Raw genomic sequence first — 24,773 nt, 5'->3', positions numbered from 1 at the left:
CATTGATTTACAACTATCATGTCACACTTTAGCCAAATCAAGACCCAAATCCGTAACATTGATTCCTTAAAAGATGCACTGACAGAATTGGGTATAGACTGGAAGCAAGGTCCACGCGAAGTCCGTGGTTATCGCGGTCAAACCCATAATGCCGAAGTTACCATTGAGCAGGAAAATGGTTATGATATCGGCTTTAGATGGACTGGCAAAGAATACGAACTGGTTGCTGACTTACAGTACTGGCAACAAGACGTATCGGTAGAAGGTTTCTTGCGCCGCGTCACACAACGTTATGCATACCAAACAGTAGTCAAAGAAACTGCTCGTGCTGGATTTCAAGTTGCTGAACAACAAAAAAATGAAGATGGTTCCATCCGTTTAGTCGTACAGCGCTGGAGTGCGTAATGTCTGATTTTTTGCCGTCGCCGGAACAAGAGGAAGACAATCGCTCAGGTTTTGAACCAGAATTGGGCGGTTTTTTACGAGACGCGCCAGAACGTTCTGGTTTTGAGCCGGAATTGGGTGGTGTTTTGCGGCAAAAGGGTGTTTATGTGGACGAAGTTACCTGTATCGGCTGCTTGCACTGTGCCCATGTTGCCCGTAACACATTTTATATTGAACCAGATTACGGGCGATCGCGTGTGATTCGTCAAGACGGCGACCCAGAAGAGGTTATTCAAGAAGCAATTGACACTTGTCCTGTTGATTGCATCCACTGGGTTGATTACACCAAATTGAAAAACTTAGAAGAAGAACGCAAATATCAGGTCATTCCCTTAATTGGATATCCAGTGGAAGGGGCAGTTGTTGCTGCCCAACGGCGACGCAAAAGGCAAAAACTAACCCGTAAAAAATCTCGTTATTAAAGTTAGTTTCACCTCATGTAGGAGGACTGGTCAAACCAGTCCTCCTATTTTTAATAGACTTCTTGCATTAATTGCAAAAAAAAGAATAATTAACCACAGATGGACACAGATGGACACAGATGGAACTCACATTCCGCAATCTTGTCTAATGATTAAACAAAGGCACTGTCTGTTGGCATGAGTGGTATAAACCAGTTTGCTGACCTATTCTTTCTCAGGGAAAGTCTGCACCTTGCCATCGGGACTAAAAACAGCTCGAATTTTTACAGATTGTCCATTTTTATTAGGAGAAACAAAAGGTTCACCAATCAGAGGCATCCCTGTGCGGTCAACGTAATCTCTGGCAGCTTTTCCTAAAGGTAAAATTTGCTCAATTGAGCCGTCAACAGCCACGACTAAACTGTACTCAATGCTTTGGCTCAATCCAGAAGGCGGTTGCCAACCTTTTTTCAATTTTTCTCTAGCTTGTGCCACTTGAGCCGTATCAAACAACGTGTCACTACTGGTTCTGGTCGTAGTGCCACTACTAGTCGTAGCCACTTCTGTAGGGAGATTACCTCTATTTGCACGGGCTTCCCGCAGCCTGGTGATTAATCTATCAGTAGCACTTGGTTCAGAGGTGCCTGGTTGCGAGAAAGATGGTTCACGGCTAGCACCACTGGAATTGGGTAAGGTGGCTAGTGGTGGGGGGGCGCTTGAGGTATCGGGAGATATGTTACCTGTGCTGGGCAAATTGCTTGGTATTGAATTCTGTTGCTCTGATGCAGAAGAAGTGCCACTCTTTGGAATTGATGTTAATGCCGTACTGTTTTGCCTTGGTTGGGATTGAATAGCAATTTTTGGCTTTGGTTCTGTGTTGAGTGGAGAGGTTGAGAGGGTTGGAGCTTTTGGTGTTCCAGGTATATTCAGCGTAGTTCCTAAAGATGGTAAAGGTGCTGTGGGGACATTACCTAGGCTAGGAGATGTTTGGGACGCAGAGGGGAGTGTAAATTTTCCAGATGTTTGAGGTGTTGCAGGCACACTAGGCAATGTTTGAGCGATCGCTGGTGGAGAAGCAGTAGAATTAGGCACTTGTAAGGGAGAACCAAGGGGTGGCAGCGACTGCGAAGGCAAAGTATCAGGGGGAGCGAATGTAGGTAGTGTTGATGAGGGTTGGTTCTGTGGTGAGGATTCTAGAGCAATCTTCTCTTGTGCCGTTGGTTTTTTGGCTGTCTGCTTTTGTCTGTTTTGGTTAGCATACTGCCAAGTCAGTGGTGCTAAACCCACAGCTACCACCAAAACTGCTGCAACCGGTGCCCAAGTCGGTATCCGACTCCTCGTTGTACGAGGAGTGAGATTTGGTAGCGCCATCACATCAGCAGAATACTCATCTAGAGCAGTTGCTAAGTCGAATAATTGCAGCAGACTCAGTTCAATGACAGGACCAGATGCTGGGTTTGCCAGAGAACCAAGAAAAAGGTTGTGAGTTAAGTGAGTGCTAGGTTTTATGTGTATATCTGCAACTGGTCTCTGGGTAAAGGAGTTTATCGCTTGAGTTTCTAGTAAAGAGGAGTTGTTAAAATTTCTTTCTTCAGCTTCATTAGATGTGAAGCTTGCGTCATGTGTTCTGGAGAAATTTGCCCAAAAGCTTTCAGGAGACATTTGCAGGAACTCTTGGACGTAGTTTGTCACCACTGCACACAAAGCCTCTAGCTGGTCGCTGTCGCCTTTAATTGCGATTCTCTTTTCCTCTGGCAATCGCGGATCGTCAAAGCGAAGCTCAAACTCTAGCTGCTTGAGGACAGATTTACCCATCCACTGAGACAAAGCTGAACTCTGCGCCAAGACTTCTAGCGTGCAAGTGGGCGGTGTATACCGACGGATCACAGAATTTGATACAGGCATGGCAGGAACTGCGAGCGGGATATTTTTAATTTTTGATTTTTGATTTTTGGTTTTTGATTGGGAAATCTAAAATCTCACAAATCTCAAATCTAGAATTTGATGGAACGGTCAATCAGTGCTAGCCACAGACGGCGGTGCCCACCAGGTCCACTGTAAAAAAGTAAATCTATAAGCATTTTCAGTGCTAGGTGGGTGAGTTCATCAGTGGAAATTGTCGCGTCTTCCTCCATCCGCTCTTGGTAAGTGTTGCAGAAAGCATCAATATAATCTCCAAGTAAAGCAGCCTGATGAGGTTCGCGGTTGTCTTCCGCCATTTGTTCCAATAGACCAACAGCACGGCGAATCAATTCTTGGTGCTGTTTGGCAAGATAGCAAGTAATGAGAACAAGCGCCCTAGCTTCCTCCACATCTAGTTTTTTTCGTCCTCCTTGACCTTTACGCAGCGGATTAGACTGGCGCAGTCGCCATAACGCTACGCGGTCCGGCACTCTCGACTCTAAATTGAGATTGACTGCCGCTTGTAGCATTGCCTCGGAGCCAATGCCAGTTAAAGTTTCTAACGCCAACAGCACCAAGTCCAACTGGGTTTTGATATTGTCCCATTGAACTGAATTTGGGGCTGGGAGGTTAATTAAATCCTCCCACTGAGAAGTTGGAGCGGGTGAATTCGCGGCAGAGTGCATAACTTTTAGCATAGGTGATCAGGCTGGTAGGGACTGTTGCTGTTACCCATTTTGAAACCAGACTCTCAAGGGTGAAGATTGGTTTCCAATCACTATTAGCCGAAGCCAGGAGCTACAGCTTCTATCATTTTGGTGAACAGCAGAGGTATTTGTCTTAACTCTATGACGAAAAGCTATTTTGAAAAAAGTATAAGCTTTATTAATTGTGCTTTGTCTGCCGAACACATATGGCTGATTTTTATTTTTTATTAAAAATACACATCGGGATACAGATTTTTACTAGTAGCCGATCGCTATTTATAGTAGCGCAATTGTTTACTAGTCATTAAGCTAACATACGTATAATTTGCTTATTTTTTTGTTAAGAGATTTATTTGTCATTAGTCATCTGTAATTAGAAATGACTAATGACAAAGCACGCCTCTCACCAGTCATGATGCAATTTTCATGCGTCACAGCTTATTTCACTTATACTCATTGCCACAAGAAAAACCCGGATTCTTAGTTGGAGAATCAGAGTTTTTCAATACTATTCAACATAAGCAACCGTCACACCAGTACCGCCATCGGCTTGTTCGGCTGCTTCATAACGGCTGACTCTCGGGTGGTGCTGCAAGAAGGCGTGAACTCCTTGCCGCAGCTTACCCGTGCCATGTCCGTGAATAATCCATATTGGTCCTGTTGCTTCTGAAATTGCCTTGTCCAAAGTTATTTCGGCATCAGACACCCTACGCCCACGCAAATCTACCGTATTTTTAGATGTGCGAATTGCAGGAGTTTCTGTCAAGGTTGTGATTTTTGACTCTCCTCTGCTCCTAGCCTCCTCTGCTCCTCTATTCTTGGGTTCCTTAACGACTGGTTCAGCTTTTTGACCATCTAAAGATTCTACGTCTTGTACCTTCACCGTCATTTTCATAATCCCAAAGCGGACTGTTAACTCACCATCTGAATCAGGAGCAGTTAAGACTTCCGCTGTTTGCCCTAGCTTGGGTATACGGATGCGATCGCCCACTTTGGGAACAAATCCCACTTTCGGTTTTGGTGGCTTTACTGGTATAAATTTCTCAGCTACTTTATTCAAAGCATTTGTTGCTTGTTGGGCATCTTGTGCTGTTGGCTGACCTTGCTGCAAGCGGCGAATCACTTGAGCTATCTCACCTTTTGCTTGGGTAATTGCCTGCTGCACTGCCACCTCTTGCGAGGCACGCAAAGCACGTTCTCTTTCCTCTAATCCTGTGGCTTTTGCGGATACTTCTTTGTATAAACGCTCAGCTTGCTGCAACAAATCTTGTGCTTGTGCTGCTTTGGTTTCTTGACTGCGGCGTTGTGCTTCCAACCCAGCAATCACCTGATTAACTTCGTCTGTCGCTCCTCCCAGTTGCGTTTTCGCCTGTTCCACAACTTCTGGTTTCAAACCCAAGCGACGGGCAATTGTCAGAGCGTTGGAACGTCCAGGAATTCCCCATAGTAGACGGTAAGTGGGTGAAAGGGTACTTTCATCAAATTCTACAGAGGCATTTTCAAACCGCTCATCTTCATATTTCAGTGCTTTTAGTTCACCAAAGTGAGTGGTCGCAATTGTCAACAGAGCATGGTTTGCTAAATATTGTAGTAGCGATATTGCCAAAGCACTTCCTTCAGCAGGATCTGTTCCTGCGCCCACTTCGTCGAGCAGGATTAAAGACGAGGGGAGGGATGAAGAGGATGAGGAGGATATGACTCCTGTTAGTTCCTCATCTGCCTCATCTGCCTCATCTGCCTCATCTGCCTCATCTGCCTCATCTGCCTCATCTCCTACTTCGTCTATCGCTGCCAAAATCCGACTAATGCGCCGAATGTGACCAGAAAAGGTGGATAAGTTTTGCTGTAGCGACTGTTCATCGCCTATATCTGCCAGCACCTTGTCAAACCAAGGCAATTCTACAGGTTCACGAGCAGGCACAAATAAGCCTACTTTCGCCATCAATACTGCCAAACCCAGAGTTTTCAAAGTTACAGTTTTACCACCAGTGTTTGGACCGGTAATCGTAACTACCCGAATGTGCGGCGCGATGAGCAAATCAACGGGAACCACTGCAGATCCTTGTTCATGGTGATGCTGCCACTCCAAAAGCGGATGACGCAACTGCCGTAACGTAATGCTTTCGTTTTGCTCGCGGTGAATAAAGCGTGGGGGATTTGCTTTAAGCCAGAAACTATAACGTGCTTTTGCCAATGCCAAATCCAAGGTTGTGACAATTGCTAACAACCTTTCCAAATCCGGTTTGACAGCACCCACTTGCTGAGTTAAAGTACGGCGAATCGCTTCTTCTTCTGCTTGCTCTCTTTTTACCAACTGCCGCAATTGGTTTCCCAAAGGAACTATGGAATTCGGTTCCACGTACAACGTTGCGCCGCTGGTGGAAGTATCATGGACAATGCCCGGTATAGCGTCTTTTTGGGGCGCTTTCACGGGAATTACAAAGCGATCGCTTCTTTGTGTAATTATTTGTTCTTGAACTGCATTCGCTTTTACCTGTAAAATATTTTGCAGTTTTTGGGTGATTTGACTGCGTACTTGCCGAACAGAAGTGCGAATTTCACCGAGTTTTTGGCTGGCGCGATCGCTCACCTGCCCTCTTTCATCTATACATCTGTGAATTTCTTGCTCTAATTCTGGATAAGTCCGTAAATCGGCAACCAAATCATTCAATATCGTCAAATCTGGGTGGTTGTCGATCACACGGCGTAGGTTTCTTGTGCCAGCGAGAGTGGTGGCGATCGCCAACAGTTCATCTCCTGTCAAAATCCCTTGCAGTTCTGCGCGTTCTAAAGAATCACCAATATCTTGAATTCCGTCAAACGACAGCCCTGGACCTAGGCGGTTTTCCAGTTCATAGACTTCCTTTGTTTGCGCTAACAACTGCTCAGTTTCGGGTGGCAACGCAGGAATTTTTAGATGGCGTGCAGCAATAGTCCCCAGCTTGGTTGCCGCAAAGGTGGACAAATGCTGGCAGAGGCGAGACCATTCAAGTAGTTCTAAAGTTTCAGATTGGATCAAGGCTTAAAAAATATCTAACCTGAATGAAATATGAAATTATGGTAACAACACTATCGCCTAAGCTCCTCACCCGCTAAGGTGAAATTTCCCGTAATCATTAAATAATTTCTTTGTCTTGCTACTACAAGGAGTCAGAACTCAGAACTCAGGAATCAGAATTGAGCGCGTATGTATTTTGTACGAGTGGTCAACCAGTACTGCCGGAGGTGACGACAACCTGCTGCAGGAGGGTTTCCTAACCTAGGGAACTGGCGTTCACCGTTCGCGACTGCGTGCGCTTTGCGCTCAGGTGTGCCGAAGGCATACCCGAAGGGGTTTCCCTAATTGCCCAAGCTGAGTTCTGCGTTCTGACCTATGTGTTCTTCTTTTTGACACAGTGTAGGTGGTTGAATTCAAAAAACCTCTGCAAATACCGTCATAATTTTGATACCCTAGCTAGAACAGATTGGGGTACAAAAGCGTGGACATTCAAATTGGGCGGGGAAAAACAGCTCGCAGGGCATACGGAATAGATGAAATTGCGCTCGTTCCTGGAAACAGAACACTCGATCCAAGTTTGGCAGATACCAGATGGCGTATTGGCAATATTGAGCGCGAAATTCCGATTATCGCCAGTGCGATGGATGGCGTAGTTGATGTCCGCATGGCTGTGCTTCTGTCGCAGCTAGGAGCATTGGGCGTTCTGAACTTAGAAGGAATTCAAACTCGCTACGCCAACCCAGAGCCTATTTTAGACCGCATTGCCTCTGTGGGGAAAGAAGAATTTGTTCCCTTGATGCAAGAACTTTATGCTGAACCGATTAAACCGGAATTAATTGAACAACGGATTGGGGAAATAAAACAACAAGGCGGCATTGCAGCAGTGAGTGCAACTCCGGTAGGAGCAAGCAAATTTGGTTCAGTCGTGGCAAAAGCTGGTGCAGATTTATTTTTTGTGCAAGCAACTGTAGTTTCCACAGCACATCTGTCACCAGAGTCTGTGGTGCCACTTGACTTGGCTCAATTTTGCGAAGAAATGCCCATACCTGTGATTTTAGGAAACTGCGTCACTTATGAAGTTACTCTGAATTTGATCAAAGCCGGGGCAGCAGCAGTACTCGTAGGAATTGGTCCTGGTGCAGCGTGTACCTCTCGTGGTGTGCTGGGTGTCGGTTTACCACAAGCAACTGCGATCGCCGACTGTGCTGCCGCACGCGATGATTACTATCAGGAAACTGGCAAATATGTGCCAGTCATTGCTGATGGCGGTTTAATCACTGGCGGTGACATTTGCAAGTGCATTGCCTGCGGTGCGGATGGTGTGATGATTGGCTCTCCTTTTGCCAGAGCCGCCGAAGCTCCAGGAAGAGGATACCATTGGGGAATGGCGACTCCTAGCCCCGTCTTGCCTCGTGGGACGCGCATTCGTGTCGCCACCACTGGCACCCTAGAGCAAATCCTCACAGGACCAGCACAACTCGATGATGGGACTCATAATCTTTTAGGAGCATTAAAGACGAGCATGGGAACTCTAGGAGCTAAAAACATCAAAGAAATGCAGCAAGTGGAAGTTGTGATTGCTCCTTCTTTGTTAACCGAAGGTAAAGTCTACCAAAAAGCACAACAATTAGGTATGGGTAAATAAAGCGACTCAGTACTCTTTAGGAGTGAGTGGTTAGTAGTACTGTATGACAATCAACGACCAACAAATATAGAGACGCTTTCATGAAAGCGCCTCTTTACCAGCACTTCTCCATCCCCGAGACTCAATGCTGCACATCAAATTATAAGGATGCTCCCGCTCAAAACCTTGTGGCTTGAGCCACGGGATGAAAGCGCCAGGAAAGTGCCTTTAGGCTTGGGTTAAATATACTAAGATATTTACATCAGTACAAGATTTAAAAACCTACCCCCGGACTGGGGGAAAGTCTACGCCCGAAACAGCTTTGAGGAGATATCACTACGCCCTTGTGGTGAGACAGCGCTACGGCTGGAGGGTCTCCCGACAGCAGGCGACTGCTCTCCCGTTGGGCAAACGTGGTGAGCCTGGGAACCTGAGAAATCAGGATATTAAGACAGCGATGTCTTAAGAATCTCTGCTCCTTTAGGAGCAGAGAGTGTCAATAAATAAATTTTTCCAGACTCTCAAAGTATTACTGGAAAAATCTCATATGTCGCCTAAAATAGAGATAGCGGAGACGCATGTTTCCGTTCACTCCTCACACCACACTCCGCCCGGCTACTGTTCGGGCGGTTCCTTAATAAATAGTTATTTTGAATAAGTTCAAACGCCATATGCAAAACTATGTGTCTGACTGGCAAGCAGTGGTTTTTGCTATGGTAGAATTTTCAGCAAACTCCAACATAATAATAGGCGAAGGTTTTTACGCATGTCAGCACCCGAACAAGTTACAGACTCTACCTTTAAACAGGAAGTACTAGATAGCGAGGTTCCTGTTTTAGTTGACTTTTGGGCACCCTGGTGCGGACCTTGCCGGATGGTTGCCCCTGTTGTCGATGAAATTGCCGCCCAGTACAACAATCAACTCAAGGTAGTTAAAGTTAACACCGATGAAAATCCCAATGTTGCTAGCCAGTACGGCATTCGCAGCATTCCTACATTGATGATTTTTAAGGGTGGGCAAAAAGTTGATATGGTGGTCGGTGCCGTTCCGAAAACTACATTAGCCAACACTGTGGACAAATATCTTTGAACACAAGCGCCTGAAAACTGCTAAAGAGTCTTCGATTTGCTTTTTGAAAGTAAAGATTCGTAAAGAATTGAGAGGCGGCAAGTTTCGCCTCTCTACAGATTTGTTCCCTTTGTGATTCAGCGTATGTTTGGCAGCATCTAGGCTGTTCTAGCTAAGAAATTTTTTGTTGTGGGATTATTTGTAAAGTAAACATTAAATTACCGTAGGGTGAGTTTTGAGGCTTTGTACTAGTTTTTAGCTATGTACAAAACTGCAAAATGCTGCGTAACGCGTCATAAGGTGGGGGTAGCGTTACACTTTGTTAAGACACCCAACGGCTGCATAAGTCCTATCGCGTGATTCAGTACACAACAATTAACCAAAGCGGTCAACAAACTCTGAACTTTGGACTTCGCGTAGCGGTTTAGAAATTCCAGATGAAATTTAGATAAAATGTAATGCCATTTTGGCAGCAGTTCTCATGACCTCATCCGCGTCGTTTGACACATTAGAGTCTCTCCAAACGGACATCGCTAAATTATTTGAACACTTACCTACGTCAAAGCATCGGCAATATATCATCCAGGCACTAGCCACCATAGTGCGTCTGGCTCAGAAGAGTGAAGAAATTGAACGTCTCGATTGGAAAATATTGTCGTCTTCTTTAGCAGACATGGAGCACGGTTTCCAGCTCTTTTATGCTTATCGACACGTTCGCAAAGTGACTATCTTTGGTTCTGCTCGCTTATCACCAGAAACACCAGAATACCGCATGGCGTATGAATTTGCTCGCTATGTTTGTCGATTGGGGTTTATGGTGATGACAGGCGGTGGTGGCGGAATCATGCAAGCGGGTAACGAAGGTGCTGGACGAGAAAATTCTTTTGGCTTAAACATTCAGCTCCCTTTTGAGCAAGAGGCAAACCCGATTATTCAGGGAGATCCAAAGCTGATTCACTTCAAGTATTTCTTTACCCGCAAGCTGTTTCTCCTCAAAGAGAGCGATGCTATAGCCTTGTTCCCAGGTGGTTTTGGCACCCAAGACGAAGCTTTTGAGTGCATGACCTTAAGCCAGACAGGTAAGTTTGGTCCGATACCTTTAGTTTTAATCGACCACCCAGGAGGCGATTACTGGCGGTCTTGGAGCGAATACATTGATAAGCAACTGGTGCAAAAAGGTCTAGTAAGTCCTGATGACCCCAGCCTTTACACAGTGACAGACAACTTGGATGTAGCTTGCAAAGCCATTACCAGCTTTTACCAAGTTTATCACTCCTGCCGCTACGTAGGCGATCGCCTTGTCATTCGTCTCAAATCAGAGTTATCAGATGCTGAGGTCGAACAACTGAATGCTGACTTCAGCGACATTCTGGTTACAGGACGGATTGAAAAAAGTCAGGCTTTACCACAAGAAGCCCAAGATGAAGCTTTTGGGCTACCCCGCCTGATTTTATACTTTAATCAAAGAGATTTAGGGCGGTTATACCAGTTCATCAAAGTGATTAACCAAATGGGTACTCCTTCATTAGAGGAAAAGGCGCATCCGGAGAAGAAGTAAAGCGAGTTGTTAAGCAGGGGAGTAGGGGGAGTAGGGGGAGCAGGGGGAGAAAATACTCCTTTACCTTTCTTATCTCCCTCATCTCCCTCATCTTCCTCATCTCCCTCATCTCCCAAGCAGTGCATCAGCTATCGCTTAGCACCCAATTTACGAGAGTACGAACGCCAAAGCCAGTCGCACCGGGACCGTTGTAGCCATTTTCTTTGTCTGTCCAAACTGGACCTGCAATGTCTAAGTGCGCCCAAGGAGTTTCTTTGACGAATTGCTTGAGGAATAAAGCCGCAGTGATTGAACCACCAGCACGTGGTCCGGTATTCTTCATGTCAGCAATGCCAGACTTGAGTCCTTCAAAGTATTTTTCTTCCATTGGCAAGCGCCAAAACTTTTCCCCTGAGGCAACAGCCGCTTTCTCTACCTGCTCAGCTAAAGCATCATCGGGAGAGAATAAACCGGCAATATCATCTCCTAAGGCAATGATACAAGCACCCGTGAGAGTGGCTAAATCAATAATTGCATCCACTCCTAGCTTTTCAGTAAATACCAGGGCATCTGCTAAAGTCAAACGTCCTTCTGCATCGGTATTATTGACTTCAATAGTTTTGCCGTTGGAAGCTGTCAGAATGTCGCCTGGGTGCATGGCACGACCGCTGATCATATTTTCTGTCACAGCGGAGATGAAGTGAACTTCGACATCTGGTTTGAGTTGACCAATGGCTTTAGCAGCTCCTAAAGTTGCGGCAGCACCACCCATGTCAATTTTCATGGTTTCAATGCCGCTACCTGCTCCTTTAATGTTAAGTCCACCAGAGTCGAAGGTCAAACCTTTACCGATAATCGCTAGCTTGCGTTTTGGTGTCCCTTCTGGTTTGTAAGTTAAGTGAATAAACTTAGGTGGCAGTTCAGAAGCTTTTGCTACTCCCAAAAAAGCTCCCATGCCTAATTTTTCGCAGTCTTCCTGTTCTAGGATTTCTATTTGCAAACCGTGATCCGAGGCAATCTCTTGAGCAGTTTCAGCCAGAGTAATCGGCGTTACGGCGTTCGCTGGTGCTGCGACTAACTGTCGTGCCAAGAAGACACCCGCAGAAATTTGATTCCCACGAGTAATAGCTGCTTCCTGTCCACCCAGTCCTAGTAAATCTACTGTTTCGACTTGTGGTCCTTTATCCTCTGGCTCAGATTTAAAGCGATTATCCTGGTATAGTGCTAATTGAACTCCCTCGGCGATCGCTTGCGCGGTTTGTGTTGGATCGTTGTTCCAAATTGGCAAGCTAATCCCCAAAGTCTTGCTCTTTTGCTTTTTAGCTAACCTGGCTGCGGTAGCTGCGGCTCTGCGCAAGCCGTCTAATTTTAAAGCTTCGGGTTTCCCTAAACCTACCACTATAATTTTACGAATTGGGCTATTAGCACCTACTCGCGTCACAACACTGCTGCCTTGTTTACCCTTAAATTCCTCTTCGGCAATCACTTCTTTTATACTACCAGCCAACTTTTCATCTAAACTTGCAAGTTCGCCAGTTAACTCTACTGCATCTTCAAATAATCCAATTGCTAAACCATCCCCCGTCCATTCTAGTAGGGGAGTATCAGTCGCACGAATGTCCATTTCCTGTATTCTGTGTAAAACTTCTTGTACCAGTATTGCGCAAAATAGGCGCTTTATGCTGTTTGGAAAGATGGGGTAGAGAGCGAAGTGAGTATTGGAGAGAATGACTAATGACTAATGACTAATGACTCTTGACTAATTCCGCGACTACATTTGCTAGGTGATCTGGCATCACAGGCTTAGAGAGATGTCTTTGGAAACCTGCTGCCAGCGCGAGGCTACGATCCTTATCCCCAGCATATGCCGTCAGGGCGATCGCCGGAATGTCTCCTCCCTGTTCGCGTGGCAATGCCCTAATTTGCCGAATCAAGCTGTAGCCATCTTGTTCTGGCATACCAATATCGCTAATCAGGACATCTGGTTGGAATGTCGTTAGAATTTCTAATGCTGAGGAAGCAGAGGTGACAGCAGTGGCGATCGCTCCAAAATCTTGCAAAGCGAATATCAAAAAATCTCGTGAGTCAGCGTCATCATCTACTACCAAGACGCGCACTCCTTCTAACGGAGATGATGGGGTGTTGAGCTGCTCAGATAATGAGGGAAAAGAATTTTTCCCCCCATCTTTTCCTTTTCCCCTTTGCTTATCTTTCTTCTCAAGGAGTGGCAATTGCACCGTAAATGTTGCTCCTTGTTTTTCTCCTGAACTCTGTGCGCTGACAGTTCCACCATGCAGTTCTACGAGGTGACGTACAATTGCTAACCCCAATCCCAAACCGCCGTGTTTACGAGTGGTAGAACCATCTGCTTGACGAAAGGAGTCGAATACGTAAGGAATAAAATCACATTTTATACCAACTCCTGTGTCTTTTACAGAAATTTTGGCATAGGATGCTAAGGAATTTTCTTCCCTGCGCCCCTGCTCAAGAGCTCCCTCATCTACCCATTCGAGATTCACTTCTACGAGTCCTCCGTGTGGAGTAAACTTGATAGCATTAGACAGGAGATTCCAAACAATTTGCTGTAATCGGTTGGGATCGCCTAGAACAAGGAATTTTGGCTTTTGGATTGTGGATTGGGGAGGTAAAGAGAATTCTCTTTGTGCGCTTGTGATTTTGTCTTCGGTTGCTAATCCAGAATTTAAAATTGTAAATTGCAAATCGATGGATTTGGCTTGAGCTGCTAGACGCATTGTGTCAATTGCGGCTTCAATTGCTGGAATCAAATTTGTTGGGTAAGGACGCAGAGTCAATTTACCACTTATTATGCGAGATACATCTAGCAAATCTTCAATAAGTTGTGTTTGTAACTTGGCGTTACGCTCAATTGTTTCTAAGGCACGACTTAAGCTTGTTGGATCTAAGGTGCGGCTGCGTAGTATTTTTGCCCAGCCCAAAATGGCATTGAGTGGCGATCGCAATTCATGGGAAAGCACTGCCAGAAACTCGTCTTTAATCCGGTTTGCCTGTTCCAATTCTTCTTTTTGTTGCCGTAACTGAGCTTCATTTCTCTGTAATGCTTGCTCTGCCAGCTTATAATTGGTCACGTCACGACCAATCGTCAGTAATGATTGGATCGTCCCATTTTGTGTAAATTCCGGCACTATACGTGTTTGGTAGTAAATGCGTCCTTTTGAGCCGGTAAAATCAAACTCCATCCAGCACCCAATTGCTGTGGCAAACACTTGGCGCAATTTTTCTTGCCAAGTAGCAAGTTCCTCTGGATACCCCATTTCGGCAACGGTTTTGCCAATCCACTTTTCTAGTGGTATGCCGGTTGCTATTTCTGTTGCGGGATTTACATAGCAATAGCGGAGTTTAGTATCAATGCGGGCGATCACGTCGGGTGAATTTTCTGCTAAAGCTCTAAATTCCTGCTCGCGGCGGTACAGTTCTGCTTCGGCAATTTTGCAGGCGCGTTGATACTCAGCCTCGCGCAGCGCACGGCGTACCGAAGGGACTAGACGCTCTAACCGTTGCTTGAGAACATAATCAGTTGCCCCCCTTTTCAGGGTTTCAATGGCGACTTCCTCACCCATTGTTGCGGTCACAAAAATGAAGGGAATATCTGGGCAGTGATGCTGCGCCATCTCTAGAGCCGTCATACCATCAAACCCAGGTAAGGAGTAATCTGAAAGAATTAAGTCAAAGCCATCTTGCTCCAACGCTGTCTGGAATTCAGCTTGCGTCTTCACATGCACCTGTTCGCAGGCAACACCACCTTCGTTGAGCAGGGCATGGATCAGTTCTGCATCCAGCAAACTATCTTCGAGCAAGAGAATCCTTAGACCTGACATTGCTATATTCCTGCTACTCCTTGAGTACTCCGTGCCGGAGGGATGGAACCGGGGGGCGGTTCATTAATTATTGCCCAAAATAACCCAAGTCCTTTAATGACTTCAACAAATTCATGAAAATCGATAGGCTTAACGACGTAGCCGTTGACGCCAAGGTCGTAACAGCGAGCCAGATCCTGCTCCTCTCGCGAGGAGGTCAATACGACCACCGGCACGATTCTCAATCCTGGATCTGCCTTGAGTTGCGTCAGGACTTCTATCCCATCAACTTTTGGCAATTTGAGATCCAGCAGCACTACAACAGGATGACCCTCGCGGCGCAAACGATACAAACCTCGACGATACAGGTAATCCAATGCTTCTTCGCCGTCACGAACGACAACGACTTCATTGCCCAAATGGTTTTCTGCCAGTGAAGTCAGGATTAACTCAACATCGTTAATGCTGTCTTCAACTAGGAGAATGCGCTTTAATTCCATCGTATACTCTCTACTCTCCACTTCTCACTCCAGACCCCCTTGGTAGCGAAAAATAAAACGTCGCTCCATTATCTATTTCACCTTCTGCCCAGACGCGTCCACCATGACGGTGAATAATGCGTTGGACATTTGCCAATCCTACACCCGTGCCTTCAAACTGTGGATCGCTGTGCAACCGTTGAAAAACGCCAAATAATTTGTGAGCGTATTTCATATCGAAACCAATGCCGTTATCTCGCACGAAGAATACCACTTCTTGCTCACTGCTGGTACTGCCTACAGTAATTTCTGTTATGGGGCGGGTTTTGCTATATTTATGAGCGTTTTCCAGCAGATTACGCAGAACCAGTCGCAACATTGAGGGATCACCATAGACTTGAGGCAAGGATTCTATTTGCCAGGAAACCTGACGGTTTCTATTTTCTGATATAAGGTCGCGTTGCACCTCTTGCACGAGTAGATTCATGTCAGTCGTGGTATGACGCATTTCTGAGCGTCCCACACGGGAGAAAGTTAACAAATCATCGATTAATTTACCCGCTTGTTTGGTGGCTTCGGTAATGATGTTCACGTAACGCTGGCTAGTGTCATCCAGTGCTGTTGATCCAAGGCGTTTTTGCAGCAAGTCTACAAATCCTGTAATATGCCGCAGTGGTGCCCGCAGGTCATGGGAAACTGAGTAGGAGAAAGATTCTAGTTCTCTGTTGGCAGCTTCTAGTTGAGCTGTGCGCTGTTTGACCCGTTCTTCCAAAGTTTCGTTAATTTGGCGAATTTGAGCCTCGGCTTGCTTACGGTCTTCAATATCAACACAAGAGCCGATGTAACCAAGAAACTCACCTTCCGGGGTGAACCGGGGCACACCAATATCTAAAAGCCAACGATATTCTCCATCAAAGCGTTGCACGCGGTACTCCATTCGGAATTCTTGCCGGGCATCAAATGCATGAGTATATGTTTCCAGACAACGCACCATATCATCAGGATGGATACGTTGCGCCCAACCATCACCGAATTCCTGCTCCATCGTGCGTCCAGTAAAATCTAACCAAGGTTTATTGAAGTAGGTGCAGAGTTTATCTGTACCAGACATCCAAACCATCATCGGAGCAGTATCTGTGACATGGCGAAAGCGCTGCTCGCTTTCCATAAGGGCGGCTTCGGCTCGTTTGCGCTCGCTTATGTCGATAGTAATTCCGTCAAAGCGCTTTGGTATGCCAGCCGCATCACAAAAGGTGCGCCCAATCGCCCGAATCCAGCGTACTTGTCCATCTGGGGCAACTGTGCGGTAGTCAATGTCATAGCCACCAGTCTGATCAATAGAGGCTTGAATTGCCTGCCGTGTGGGTTCCCGGTCATCACAATGCAGCAGTTGATAAAATAAATCGATAGTGACTTCGGCATCAGGTGGTAGACCAAAATGCGCTTTGCACTGGTCATTCCAAATCAGCTTGTCCAGTGGTAAGTTGCAGTACCACAAACCAAGTTCGGCTCCCTGAATAACCAAATCCAGACGTTCTGTACTTATTCGCAAAGCATCTGCCTGCTCTCGCAGCGTCTGCTCTATCTGTTTGCGGTCAGTAATATCATGGGCAACCGCATACACCAACTGCAACTCAACATCAGGAACAGAATTCCAAACCAGCCATTTGTAGGAACCATCTTTGCAGCGGTAGCGGTTCTCAAAATTGATGGTGATGGCTCCTGTTGCCAGCTTCTCGACTTCTTTTAAGGTTTTTGCCTGGTCTTCTGGATGCACAAACTCAATAAACGGTGTGGCAAGCGCTTCTGAGTGAGTGTAGCCGAGAATTTTCTCAAAGGCTGGGTTTATACGCTTAAAGTAGCCATCAAACCCAGCAATGCAAAGCATATCAGCCGATAGCGTAAAGAAGCGATCGCGTTCTGCTTCTGCTCGCTTGCGTTCGCTGATGTCCAAAATGAAGGCGATCGCCTCTTCCTGTTTCTCCCCAGTCAGGGCAAACCCAACCAACACGGGAACACGAGTGCCATCTTTGCGGATATATTCTTTCTCATAAGGAGGATAGACTTTCTTGACTTTTGCCTCGGCTATAGCCGCTTCATCGAACGGCAGATACTCTGGTGGCGTTATATCAGTCCAGCGCACTCCACCTTCTAAAAAATCTTTGCGGCTATAGCCAAGAATATGCAAGTAGGCATCGTTGACTTCACTCAGTCCCCCGTACACATCGCCATACTGAATACCAATGATATCTGAGTCTACAAATAGCCGCAGCCGCGCTTCGCTTTGACGCAATGCTTCTTCTGTCCGTTTTTGGTCATCAATATCTGTACAAGTGCCAAACCACTTGACAATTGTGCCGCCTTCGTCACGTAACGGTAAAGCTTGTACTATATGCCAACGGTAAACGCCATCAACTCGTTTGAGGCGGTACTGTACCTCAACTCGGTTTCCTGTCCTAAGCCCAGTTGTCCATTTTTCTACGGCTCTTGGCAAGTCGTCGGGATGAACCACCTGCTGCCAATTCGACGCCAAAGTTTCTTCAAGTCTAAGTCCAGTGTAGTCTAGCCAGCGCTGATTGAAGTATTCTACAAAGCCATCGGGACGGGTAATCCAAACCATCTGAGGAACGTTTTCGGCAAGCAACCGATAGCGTTCTTCACTTTGGCGTAGTGCTGCTTCTACTTGTTTGCGTCCAGTAATATCGCGGTTGACTTCCAAAAACCCAACAAGTTCACCCTGAGAATTATGAATTGCAACCTGACGGCTTTCTACCACAATTTGCGCCCCGTCTTTGCGGGTGTGAATCAATTCGCTTTCCCAGCGCCCTGTTTCCTGCAAGCCTGTGTCGAGGTTTTCAACACCACCTTCTGGTAATTGAGTTTGCAACAACTTATGGCTTACCTGTCCTATGGCTTCTGCTTTTGAGTAGCCATACATTTCTTCTGCGCTTCGGTTCCACTTGGTAATGACATTTTGGGCATCACGGACAAAGATTGCTTCATACGTCAGTTCCAACAGTTCAGCTTGCTCTTGCAGCGTCGCAGCTTGTTGCTTTAGCTTCTGCAATATCTGTTTGCGTTCCCCATCCACGCGGTTAATGAACTCAGCATTACGCCAAATCAGTGCCAAAAATATCACAACCAGTGACACTACAAGCAGCGATATGCTAAAGTCGGGGTCGTATTGTTTTGCCCTTTGACCTAGAAGAATCAACCAGCCCAGAATTAAGGGGAGCACGATCGCACTTGGTATGAGTTGACGGGCGATCGCGCCGCCGTTTAATTCACTAGTAATTGTTTGCATGAACCCTTGCTCGGGACGGGTGTACAACACTCCCACACAAAGCACCCCAAACGCCAGTGCTGTGTGTAACGCCATTGAGGTAGTATAAACGCCGAACTGGTAAAAATTTTTCACCCCGTAGGCATACCCAACTAATGCTTGCAAAGAAATGAAAGCCACAATCAAGCTCAAACCCTGAGCCAGCCAATAACTGCGGTGAGTCTTCTGCCCCAACAGCCATAGTGCCACACCCGATAGGAGAAAATTAACGGCGGTATTTGCCCCCATCCGACCTAGATGAGATGTTTCTACAGCTTCTAGCGAGTCACGAAACACCAGTTCGTCAATTCCTAAATCCCACCCAAAGAGGTATTGACATAATGTCAGTAACCCGATGGTTGTAAGTGCGATTGCGCATCCTTGGGCAATGAGGAGTGAGGATGAGGAGCCAGCGCCGTGCGGGGGTTCCCCCCGCCGGTGCGACTGGCGTGAAGATGAGGAATTTATCCGCCTTATCCCCCTTATATCGGTTGACAAAAGCCAAAGTGACACCCCAGACAGCAAGAAAGCGATCGCTGTATTGACTTTGATTGTAACGAGTCCTGGCAATACGCTTTTTAGCAGGACAATGTCAAATACCCAGCCACTCAATACGACACAACCAATGAAAATCACAAAGACACTTGCAGCTTGTGCAACGGTTATGGTGAAGGTGAAGTTACGCATAAACTTTCACCCCAACTTCAAGCTTCTGTTCTTTGATATTATATTTGCAGGACATAGTTTCCTACATTGCTTTGCCAAATGAAACACTCTGAAAGTGTTTATAAAATCCACCTTACGACTGATGGCAAGGTTTCTGGATTTACCTTAAGATAGATTTTTTATTTTTTCTTACTAAATATTAACAACAAAGCCGGTTTTCCAAAGAAACCGGCTTTGTTGATTGAAGGTCATCTATTGTCATTTCTGACCAGAGCAAAGGAACAACAAAAAGTTACTTGTTATTTATAATCGCTGTAGATGTATTCACAGTGGATTGAATAGAATTAACATCAAGGTCAAATTTGGTAGCTATTGCTTGAATGATATTTTGTTCAACTGGTGTAGTCTCACCGTTGATTTGGGCAATTCTGTAACACTGAGCCAACAAGGGTACAGCAAAATCACGGTTGAGTTGATTGAGAAGTGTATCCAAAGGTTGAGGCGATTTAATGTTTTGAGATATTGCTTCCAAGGAGGTAGAACTGAGATTCAAAGCTTGCAACTCTGGCAAAATATCTTGCCATGTTTTTTCTGGATAAGTGGCAAGGATCATGTGAACCAAAATTTGATCCATTAACGCTTCTTGAGCAATGGCTTTTTTCAGATAATTTTCGCTCTGTTGTTTTAACTCTGTCAGTGTCTCTTGAGAAGTGAGCGACTTTGATTCATCTAGCTTCGCTTCATAAAATCGACAAGCTGCATAGCCCAGTGAATAAATCATCGTTGCATTAGAACTAGCACCAATTACTGCACCAGCAAAAGGTATATTTCGCAGCAAACCTAAACCTGTTGCTTTCAAAACACGACCACCACCCAACGCCAAACCAAAAATCCCCAACACTTCTCCCTTACGGGAAGGGTCTTTTAAATCCAATCCGTAGACAGCTGCAATTTGATAAACCATTTCTGACTGTAACTCTGTGGTAGCTGCTAAATCAATTGCCAATAAAGCCGCCGCGAATCCAGGTAAAATACTAGTTGCCAATCCAATACCGCCTGCCTTTGTTGCTTTCTCAACCATGATGCGGTGGGCAAGCTGGCTAGGAGATTCCTTGGGATATTTTTCCTTAAGCTTTTTGGCTGCTGCTTCCGCTTTGTCCAAATTGACGTTATCAACAGAACCAAGAAGCCAATTCAAATTTAAGACTCCAGATAGTTTTCGGATCAGCCAGATTTCACTCAAACGATTGACGACCTTTCCTGCTCTTTGAGTCCCTTGCGAAATCAACTGGTTTGTTTGTTTTGTCGCTGCTTCTTTGACCCCAACGACTTTTTCTGCTACGCCTTTTCCAGCTTCCAAGAAGGATTTTAAAAAAGATTCTCTATCTTTTTGCGGAGCCTTGGTCAACTGATTATCGGCTTGTTGTGATGCCGAAGCGGGTGAATTCACTGTTTTTTGTTGGGGTTCGGTTTTCATTTTTCAGCCACCTAGCAAACATCTTTCTATTTTGTTTGTAGCTTTGGTGCCATTGCTTTTTCCTCTCTCTGTAAGCACAATTTGTCGAATATCTTTCGTGGTTTATCCAACCATTAGTCTAATAAACGTTCATCAAAGGTACGACAACAGTCGGTGTTGGCTGTTGTAAAGTATTCGTTAGGGCTTTGACATACTCACCGCCCGCGCATGGTCGGTGATTGTTGACGCTTCGTTGACAGATGCTGCTTTATCAGTCTTATTCCATCTCTGCGCCCGTTTAGAGTCGTGGCAATGCCCTATCCCGACTTTGTTTATACAGCAGCAATTCCTGAGTCAGAAGTCAGGAGTCAGAAGTAAAAAGGGCTTGATGTCTGGCTTTTAGACAACAACGTTGTACTTCATTTACTTGCAATGTGCTGTATTTTTTGCTGCATTCTCATCTCGGTCGTGTTCGGCTCCACAATTGAAGCATCGAACCGACCGAACTTTTAAATCGAGTTTACCCCATTTGTATTCACACTCAGAACAAATTTGGCTGGTTGGTTCCCATCGATTTATTGCTCGAAAATCTCGACCAAACTTCTCAGATTTAGCTTCACAAAACGTTCTAAACTCTCTCCAACCTTGTAGGCTAATGACAAGCGCAAGCTTGCGATTTTTAACCATTTCTGACACATTTAAATCTTCCAAAATGATAGCTTGATTCTCGCTTACCACCTTGGTTGACAATTTGTGTAGAAAGTCTTTCCGGGTATCTGCAATCTGGTTATGCAGTTTCGCAATTCTAATCCGAGTTAAGTTTCTATGCTTTGAGTCTTTGGGTTGACGTGCTAGTTTTTTCTGAAGTTTACGAATTTTCCTGTCTAAAGCTGAATACTTAGGACCTTCGGCTTTTGTTCCGTCCGACATCACAGCAAAAGTTTTTATCCCTAAATCAATACTGATGCTTTGATTTTTAGCCTCGTTATGAATAGGCTCAATTTCTACCACAAAGCTTAAAAAATAACGATTAGCACAGTCCTTAATTACCGTGACTGAAGTAAGCGCAGAGGGTAAAACTCACAGGCGAAATTGGTTTAATATTACCAATTTTTGCAAGATATACCTCGTTACCTTTGATTGAAAATCCACCGATTCTAAATCTTGCAGATTGTTGGTTTTTTTTCTTCTTGAATTTCGGACTGCCAACTTTTTTACCCTTGCGCTTACCTTTAAGAGAATCAAAAAAGTTTTTGTAGGCAACTGCGGTTAGCAGCAACAGACTGCTGCAACGGGATGTTAGAAACCTCAGATAACCATATTCGTTTTTCAGTTTTCTTAGCTTGCGTAATTACCAAATGAGTACAAGTCGTTATTACTTGGCAGTTTGTCGGATTTTTTGCAAATAGCCAAGGCATCATTCCAAACTACGCGGACACAACCAAACAACTGAGCTAAAAGCTGTTGCTGTTGGTCTGTCGGGTAGAAACGGAATTGATATCTGGCTTTCATGACAAACGTTATAATTGGTCTGTTAGTGTATTATATATTGGTCTAAAGTTTATGACAACTCAATTCCGTAGAGAAAGACACAGTGTTACGGATTTAAAAATTCATTTGGTCTGTGTAACTAAATATCGTCGGTCTGTGTTTACTGGTGAAAGTCTCGATTTAGTTAAAAAGTCGTTTTGTGAAGTTGCAGAAAAAATGCATTTTCAAGTTCTTGAATTTAATGGAGAAGGTAATCACGTCCACGCACTAATTGAATATCCGCCTAAATTATCTGTTTCTCAAATAGTGAATGCTTTAAAAGGTGTTTCTAGTCGTCGGTACGGGCAAGCCGGATATAAAAAACCCCATAAAGAAGCTCTATGGAGTCCTAGTTATTTTGCTATTTCCGTAGGAGGTGCGCCATTAGAAGTTTTGAAGGAGTATATTAAGAATCAAGAAAAGCCGTCAAGCGAAGGACGGGGCTTGTATCCCATTATTTTCGGTCAACACTCTATAATGAAGAGCTAAAAACTCTCGACGTGTTAAATATTGTGAGGTTTTATGAATCATTAAGGATTTCTATAATAAATCAGAAAAAGAGTGCCGAAACCCGCTTAGTTATGCAATTGTTAAAGATATACTAGTTGTTGTTTTGAGCCATATCTCACTTGCTTTGTCAGTAACCACCGATTCATGAATGTCAACGAGTTTTCTTTGCAGATCAAGGTATGGCGCTCACAATTGGCTGGACTGCTTGAGCATACTCATAAATCGACAGCCCCAAAGAAACTTCTGAGCAAAGCGTTGGAAGAGCTACGCATCGCTGTAGAAGAACTGATGGTAGCCGAGGAAGAACTACGCCAGCAGAATGATTGGTTGGAAAACGCTCAAAAGTTGGTGGAAGCAGAACGTTGCCGTTACCAAGAATTGTTAGAGTTTGCACCTGATGCCTATTTACTCACAGATCACAATGGAGTCATCGAAGAAGCTAACAGCGCCGCTGCTATCCTCCTGAAGGTTTCGCCGCATTTGTTGGTAGGCAAACTCCTAGTCACCTTTATTCCCCTTACAGAACGACAAAGTTTTCGCTCTCATCTGAACAAGCTTCATCGGCAAGAGAAATTACACGAGTGGGAAGTACGCTTTAAACCCCGTAAATGTGAGCCTGTTGAGGTTGCCATAACAATGGCAGCTGTGCGCGATCGCTCTGGAAACCTGATTGCTGTACGCTGGCTATTACGTGATATCAGCGAACGCAAACTGTTAGAGTTGGAACGCATCGAGCTTTTAGCGCGCGAACAACAAGCAAGGAAAGAGGCTGAAGTAGCACGCGCACGAATGACTAATATTCTCGAAAGTATTACTGATGCTTTTGTCACTATAGACACCGAGTGGCGCTACACTTATGTGAATTCTCAGGCAGAAAAACTTTTAGGAAAAAGTGCTAGCGAGCTAACTGGTTTGATAGTGTGGGAGGTATTCCCTGATACTGTCAATTCACAATCATATACACTGTTTCATCAAGCAGTAGAACAGCAGGTGAGTGTCACCTATGAAGAGTTTTTCCCAATATTCAACAAGTGGTTCGCTGTTCGCTTGTATCCATCTGAAGATGGTCTATCAGTTTACTTTTTAGATATTACAGAGCGCAAGCAGACAGAGAAGGCTTTGCGGCAAAGCGAATCTCGGTTTAGGCGTTTGGTTGAGTCCAACATCTTTGGCAGCACAGTCATGGATTTTCTTGGCAACATCACAGAAGCTAACGATGCTTTTCTTTTGATGGTGGGTTACACAAAAGAAGATTTACGTGCTGGCAAGCTGCAATGGATAGATATGACTCCTAGAGGATACTTAGGTTTAGATAAGCAGGCGATCGCACAGGTGAAAAAATCTGGCAGCTGCAACCCTTATGAAAAAGAGTTTATATGCAAAGATGGCAGGCGCGTCCCCATTCTGATTGGGATGGCTTTATTAGAAGGTTCTGTTAATTCTTGCATCTGCTTTGTTCTTGATCTGACGCCAACCAAGCAATTGGAAAAGGCTTTGCGGCAACAAGCTGCGGAATTGACTCAGGCAAACCGCACCAAAGATGAGTTTTTAGCCGTAGTCTCACACGAGTTGCGATCGCCCCTCAGTGCTATCTTGGGCTGGGTACAAACACTACAAAATGCCTCTTTAAATCCAGCCACAACCGCACGCGCTATAGAGAAAATCGAGCATAGCACCAGGACACAAATACACCTAGTCGAAAATCTTCTGGATATTTCCCAAATTATTACAGGCAAGTTGGAGATGAGCCTTGTTTCAATTGCACTTGCCCCTATCATCGAAGTAGCGATTGCTCATGTCCGTTTAGCTGCTGATACCAAGCAAATTCAACTCCAGTCAAACTTAGATCCAAGAGTAGGCAGAGTGTTAGGCGATCCCAAGCGATTGCAGCAAATCATCTTGAATCTGCTATTTAATGCCATTAAGTTCACACCGCAGGGGGGAAGGGTAAAAGTCGATCTCCAAAGAGTGGAGGCAGATAAGGCAAATAAGGGAGCAACTTCCTCTTCATCCTCCTCATCCTCCCCACTCCCGACTCTACACTCCCTAAACTATGCCAGAATTACAGTGACAGATACAGGCATTGGTATCAACCCTGAATTTCTACCATTGGTCTTCGAGCGCTTTCGCCAAGCTGATAGCACAATGACAAGATCATACGGTGGTATGGGATTAGGTTTGGCTATTGTGCGCCATCTGGTAGAAATGCATAGTGGGACTATTCGCGTAGCTAGCCCAGGGAAAGGACTGGGTACGACGTTTACAGTTGAACTTCCATGCGACAGTATATAA

General features: G+C 45.2%; 15 protein-coding genes and 2 pseudogenes. 7 read left to right on the top strand and 10 right to left on the bottom strand.

Translation table 11 applies throughout. From position 1 onward, the window contains the following. Positions 1–18: 18 nt before the first annotated feature. Together AACT52_RS14230 and AACT52_RS14225 are read left to right on the top strand one after the other, a co-directional pair. Complete coding sequence (locus AACT52_RS14230) at positions 19–405, top strand: DUF1257 domain-containing protein (protein ID WP_073631526.1); 387 nt, start codon at positions 19–21, stop codon at positions 403–405. Further along, positions 405–866 carry a ferredoxin gene (locus AACT52_RS14225; RefSeq protein WP_073631524.1) on the top strand — a complete coding sequence of 154 codons (462 nt, stop codon included), beginning with the start codon at positions 405–407 and terminating at the stop codon, positions 864–866. The genes AACT52_RS14230 and AACT52_RS14225 overlap by 1 nt, the downstream gene beginning before the upstream one ends. Before the next feature lie 204 nt (positions 867–1,070). Here AACT52_RS14225 and AACT52_RS14220 read toward each other — a convergent pair whose 3' ends face one another. The 3 genes from AACT52_RS14220 to AACT52_RS14210 all read right to left on the bottom strand — a co-directional run bounded on the left by AACT52_RS14220 (position 1,071) and on the right by AACT52_RS14210 (position 6,473). After that, positions 1,071–2,750 (bottom strand): DUF4335 domain-containing protein, encoded by a 1,680-nt coding sequence (locus tag AACT52_RS14220; RefSeq protein WP_073631522.1) that lies wholly within the window; start codon positions 2,748–2,750, stop codon positions 1,071–1,073. 89 nt (positions 2,751–2,839) lie between these two features. After that, positions 2,840–3,445, bottom strand: coding sequence for a DUF3038 domain-containing protein (locus AACT52_RS14215; protein ID WP_073631519.1), 606 nt, complete (start codon positions 3,443–3,445; stop codon positions 2,840–2,842). A 517-nt stretch (positions 3,446–3,962) separates the two neighbouring features. Beyond that, positions 3,963–6,473 carry an endonuclease MutS2 gene (locus tag AACT52_RS14210; RefSeq protein WP_073631517.1) on the bottom strand — a complete coding sequence of 837 codons (2,511 nt, stop codon included), beginning with the start codon at positions 6,471–6,473 and terminating at the stop codon, positions 3,963–3,965. Positions 6,474–6,933: 460 nt separating this feature from the next. Here AACT52_RS14210 and AACT52_RS14205 point away from each other — a divergent pair, with 460 nt between their 5' ends. From AACT52_RS14205 to AACT52_RS14195, 3 genes are all read left to right on the top strand, one after another. Beyond that, on the top strand, positions 6,934–8,097 hold the full coding sequence (locus AACT52_RS14205) for a GuaB3 family IMP dehydrogenase-related protein (RefSeq protein WP_073631515.1): 1,164 nt from the start codon (positions 6,934–6,936) through the stop codon (positions 8,095–8,097). Between the two features lie 700 nt (positions 8,098–8,797). Beyond that, positions 8,798–9,166 carry a thioredoxin gene (gene trxA, locus AACT52_RS14200; protein WP_272937099.1) on the top strand — a complete coding sequence of 123 codons (369 nt, stop codon included), beginning with the start codon at positions 8,798–8,800 and terminating at the stop codon, positions 9,164–9,166. A gap of 460 nt (positions 9,167–9,626) precedes the next feature. Then, the gene (locus AACT52_RS14195; protein WP_073631511.1) at positions 9,627–10,703 is read left to right on the top strand and encodes an LOG family protein; all 1,077 of its coding nucleotides are present in this window, start codon (positions 9,627–9,629) and stop codon (positions 10,701–10,703) included. A gap of 124 nt (positions 10,704–10,827) precedes the next feature. On the opposite strand, the gene AACT52_RS14190 is transcribed toward AACT52_RS14195, so the two are convergent. The 7 genes and pseudogenes from AACT52_RS14190 to AACT52_RS14160 all read right to left on the bottom strand — a co-directional run bounded on the left by AACT52_RS14190 (position 10,828) and on the right by AACT52_RS14160 (position 21,953). Next, the gene (locus AACT52_RS14190) at positions 10,828–12,306 is read right to left on the bottom strand and encodes a leucyl aminopeptidase (protein ID WP_073631509.1); all 1,479 of its coding nucleotides are present in this window, start codon (positions 12,304–12,306) and stop codon (positions 10,828–10,830) included. A 121-nt stretch (positions 12,307–12,427) separates the two neighbouring features. After that, a complete protein-coding gene (locus AACT52_RS14185; protein WP_073631507.1) occupies positions 12,428–14,539 on the bottom strand; it encodes a hybrid sensor histidine kinase/response regulator in 2,112 nt (703 codons plus the stop codon). Between the two features lie 2 nt (positions 14,540–14,541). Continuing rightward, positions 14,542–15,018, bottom strand: coding sequence for a response regulator (locus tag AACT52_RS14180; RefSeq protein WP_041037342.1), 477 nt, complete (start codon positions 15,016–15,018; stop codon positions 14,542–14,544). 10 nt (positions 15,019–15,028) lie between these two features. After that, positions 15,029–19,006, bottom strand: a complete 3,978-nt coding sequence (locus AACT52_RS14175) for a PAS domain S-box protein (protein WP_083630313.1) — start codon at positions 19,004–19,006, stop codon at positions 15,029–15,031. A 271-nt stretch (positions 19,007–19,277) separates the two neighbouring features. Continuing rightward, complete coding sequence (locus AACT52_RS14170) at positions 19,278–20,462, bottom strand: YcjF family protein (protein ID WP_073631502.1); 1,185 nt, start codon at positions 20,460–20,462, stop codon at positions 19,278–19,280. Between the two features lie 402 nt (positions 20,463–20,864). Next, positions 20,865–21,491: pseudogene (locus AACT52_RS14165) on the bottom strand (RNA-guided endonuclease InsQ/TnpB family protein); the annotation flags it as partial. Between the two features lie 288 nt (positions 21,492–21,779). Beyond that, a complete protein-coding gene (locus AACT52_RS14160; protein ID WP_233153935.1) occupies positions 21,780–21,953 on the bottom strand; it encodes a helix-turn-helix domain-containing protein in 174 nt (57 codons plus the stop codon). Positions 21,954–22,004: 51 nt separating this feature from the next. On the opposite strand from AACT52_RS14160, the pseudogene tnpA reads away from it, so the two are divergent. Beyond that, positions 22,005–22,400 (top strand): annotated as a pseudogene (gene tnpA / locus AACT52_RS14155) (IS200/IS605 family transposase); the annotation flags it as partial. Between the two features lie 225 nt (positions 22,401–22,625). Further along, a complete protein-coding gene (locus AACT52_RS14150; RefSeq protein ID WP_073631500.1) occupies positions 22,626–24,773 on the top strand; it encodes a PAS domain-containing sensor histidine kinase in 2,148 nt (715 codons plus the stop codon).

Source organism: Scytonema sp. HK-05 (assembly GCF_963872035.1).
In the GTDB taxonomy this organism is placed as follows: Bacteria; Cyanobacteriota; Cyanobacteriia; order Cyanobacteriales; family Nostocaceae; genus Kalymmatonema.
Note: the sequence above shows the minus strand (reverse complement) of the source record. Positions and strands in the feature narration are given on the sequence as shown.

Coding starts and splice junctions, on each gene's coding strand:
- AACT52_RS14230 (WP_073631526.1), top strand. CDS start 19: ATGTCACACTTTAGCCAAATCAAGACCCAAATCCGTAACATTGATTCC.
- AACT52_RS14225 (WP_073631524.1), top strand. CDS start 405: ATGTCTGATTTTTTGCCGTCGCCGGAACAAGAGGAAGACAATCGCTCA.
- AACT52_RS14220 (WP_073631522.1), bottom strand. CDS start 2,750: ATGCCTGTATCAAATTCTGTGATCCGTCGGTATACACCGCCCACTTGC.
- AACT52_RS14215 (WP_073631519.1), bottom strand. CDS start 3,445: ATGCTAAAAGTTATGCACTCTGCCGCGAATTCACCCGCTCCAACTTCT.
- AACT52_RS14195 (WP_073631511.1), top strand. CDS start 9,627: ATGACCTCATCCGCGTCGTTTGACACATTAGAGTCTCTCCAAACGGAC.
- AACT52_RS14190 (WP_073631509.1), bottom strand. CDS start 12,306: ATGGACATTCGTGCGACTGATACTCCCCTACTAGAATGGACGGGGGAT.
- AACT52_RS14185 (WP_073631507.1), bottom strand. CDS start 14,539: ATGTCAGGTCTAAGGATTCTCTTGCTCGAAGATAGTTTGCTGGATGCA.
- AACT52_RS14180 (WP_041037342.1), bottom strand. CDS start 15,018: ATGGAATTAAAGCGCATTCTCCTAGTTGAAGACAGCATTAACGATGTT.
- AACT52_RS14175 (WP_083630313.1), bottom strand. CDS start 19,006: ATGCGTAACTTCACCTTCACCATAACCGTTGCACAAGCTGCAAGTGTC.
- AACT52_RS14170 (WP_073631502.1), bottom strand. CDS start 20,462: ATGAAAACCGAACCCCAACAAAAAACAGTGAATTCACCCGCTTCGGCA.
- AACT52_RS14160 (WP_233153935.1), bottom strand. CDS start 21,953: ATGAAAGCCAGATATCAATTCCGTTTCTACCCGACAGACCAACAGCAA.
- AACT52_RS14150 (WP_073631500.1), top strand. CDS start 22,626: ATGAATGTCAACGAGTTTTCTTTGCAGATCAAGGTATGGCGCTCACAA.